A 1,660-nucleotide genomic window follows, 5' to 3' on the forward strand; every position below is an offset into this window, starting at 1 on the left:
GACCGCGCGCCGTAGTGCCGCGCGACGGCGAGCGCGTCGGTCTCCACGCCGATCGCCGTGAGGCACGCATCGGCCATGCCGCGCAGGACCGCGCCGCCGATCACGGGGCTGATCCCCACGACCGGCGCCGAGGTGGAACGCAGCGCGGCGCGGATGCCGGGCACCGCGAGGATCGCGCCGACGGAGACCACGGGGTTGGAAGGGGCGACGACGACGACGTCAGCATTCTCGATCGCCTCGAGCACCTCCGGGGTGGGACGTGCTTGATCGGCGCCGATGTTGACGAAGCCGGACGCGGGCAGCTGCGCCTTGTGCTTGACCCACCATTCCTGGAAGTGGATGGCGCGCGGGCCGGCCGGAGTCTCCTCCTCGGCTCCGGACCTGGCGGCATCGGCGGGGGACGCGGCGGCATTAGCGGCATCGGCGGGGGAGTCGTTGACCACGACGTGCGTCTCGCAGCGCTCGTCGGTCACGGGCAGCAGGCGCACGCCGGGGGCCCAGCGGGTGGACAGGGCTTCAGTCACGTCGGTGAGTCGGTAGCCGGCGCCCAGCATCTGGGTGCGGACCAGGTGGGTGGCGAGGTCCTTGTCGCCGAGGCCGAACCAGTCCGGCTGGACGCCGTAGGCGGCGAGCTCGTCGCGGGCGTTCCAGGTCTCGCCGGCGTGGCCCCAGCCGCGGTCGGGGTCGATGCCGCCGCCGAGGGTGTACATACAGGTGTCGAGGTCGGGGCAGATGCGGACGCCGTGCATCCAGGCGTCGTCGCCGACATTGACCACGGCGTCGATCTGGTGCGGGGAGTCCGCGCGGGCGGCCACCTCGTCCAGTCCGAGAAGGCGCCGGGCGCCGAGCAGGAAACGGGCGCCACCGACGCCACCGGCCAGAACACAGATCCTCACAGCGTCCCAGGGTAGTTGACCAGTCCGCGGTGGCCCGACCGCGTGGGTCGGTGGCCCCGTCGGCTTCGGTCAGTCGCCCGGCAGAGGCTCCGCCGGGGCGAACCCCATAAACCCCATGCGCAACAAGAGTGTTCTACGACACACTATTTTCGGCGTGTTCGAAAGGTGGGAAGTCTGTGAGAAATGCTAGGTATCTCCGATTTCGCTTGACCTCACGGGCTTGCATGTGTGTAATCACAGGTGTGTCATTCCCTGGCGGGTGGCCGGAAGTAAGCCCCGTTCGCCGCTGATCGGCGAATGGCCACACACAAAACCCAACCACCATTGCACTCCACCATGCGCATGCAGCTCAAGACGAAGGGATGACCGTGGATCGACAGGCACGCCCCGTGGCAGGACCCGACCTGGCCTTGGTCGACCTCGGCGTACCCGGCCTGTTCGTCGAGGACGAGGAGGAGAGCTGGCAGGACCGGGCTCTCTGTGCTCAGACGGATCCCGAGGCGTTCTTCCCAGAGAAGGGCGGCTCGACCCGGGAGGCCAAGAAGATCTGTACCGGCTGCGAGGTCAAGGCCGAGTGCCTTGAGTACGCACTGGCCAACGACGAGCGATTCGGCATCTGGGGCGGACTCTCCGAACGAGAGCGGCGTCGGATCAAGCGCGAGGCCGCGATGTGATTCGCTGCCGAGCGAGTTATCCGGCCGGAGGCGCTCCGGCCCCATCTGCCTGACCGTCCCCCGGGGCGGTCAGATGTCATTTGGCTGCCC

At 68.7% G+C, this 1,660-nt stretch carries 2 protein-coding genes; one reads left to right on the forward strand and one right to left on the reverse strand.

What is annotated here, in order from left to right; genetic code table 11:
- Nucleotides 1-896, reverse strand: an 896-nt coding sequence (locus tag G6016_RS06260) for a 2-phospho-L-lactate transferase CofD family protein (RefSeq protein WP_182631822.1), incomplete at its 3' end; no start/stop codon positions are given.
- 362 nt (nt 897-1,258) lie between these two features.
- On the opposite strand from G6016_RS06260, the gene G6016_RS06265 reads away from it, so the two are divergent.
- Nucleotides 1,259-1,570, forward strand: coding sequence for a WhiB family transcriptional regulator (locus G6016_RS06265; protein ID WP_241729841.1), 312 nt, complete (start codon nt 1,259-1,261; stop codon nt 1,568-1,570).
- Nucleotides 1,571-1,660 lie beyond the last annotated feature (90 nt).

This window comes from Dietzia aerolata (genome assembly GCF_014144865.1).
GTDB classification, from domain to species: domain Bacteria; phylum Actinomycetota; class Actinomycetes; order Mycobacteriales; family Mycobacteriaceae; genus Dietzia; species Dietzia aerolata.

What these genes read in the sequence shown, in the direction of transcription:
- G6016_RS06265 (WP_241729841.1), top strand. Translation starts at nt 1,259, where the DNA reads ATGACCGTGGATCGACAGGCACGCCCCGTGGCAGGACCCGACCTGGCC.